This window comes from Marinimicrobium sp. UBA4509 (assembly GCF_002388575.1).
GTDB classification, from domain to species: domain Bacteria; phylum Pseudomonadota; class Gammaproteobacteria; order Pseudomonadales; family Cellvibrionaceae; genus Marinimicrobium; species Marinimicrobium koreense.
The window spans coordinates 26,216-26,666 of record NZ_DGMV01000064.1 but is presented as its reverse complement, the minus strand read 5'-3'; the positions used below and the strand labels follow the sequence as shown (position 1 = coordinate 26,666).

1 protein-coding gene is annotated in these 451 nt (G+C 63.4%); it reads right to left on the bottom strand.

Going from position 1 to position 451, the window contains the following annotated elements:
- Positions 1 to 27: 27 nt before the first annotated feature.
- Positions 28 to 451 (bottom strand): methyl-accepting chemotaxis protein (locus tag B3520_RS12700; RefSeq protein ID WP_286876188.1); only part of this gene is annotated, 424 nt, incomplete at its 5' end.

Here is a 451-nt window from a genome sequence, read left to right as displayed (position 1 = left end):
GAAGCGCGCATCCGCCGTAACCCCACCTTACCCACTCACCTGAAACGCACTGGTCAGGTGATGCAGATTCGACGCGGTACTGCGCAGTCGATCCGAGCTGCTGTGTAGAGCCCGGATCACCTGCCGCATGTCATTGCTGGCCCCCACCACCTCGCGGGTCTGCTGCCCATGCTCCTGGCTGTGGGCTTCAATGTGGCGGATGATCTCAAACATCCGCTCGACAATCCCGTGCAGCTCGGAGTTATCGGACGACGCATCGCTGGCCAGTTGCAGCCCCCGATCGACATCCGCCACGCTGCTTTCCATGAAGGTGGCCGCTTGCGCCGCCTCTTCCTGAATGGTGGCAATCTGATGTTCAATCTCTTTGGCCGCATCGGCGGTGCGCGCCGCCAGGCCCCGCACCTCATCGGCCACCACGGAAAAGCCTCGGCCGTGTTCACCGGCCCGAGCC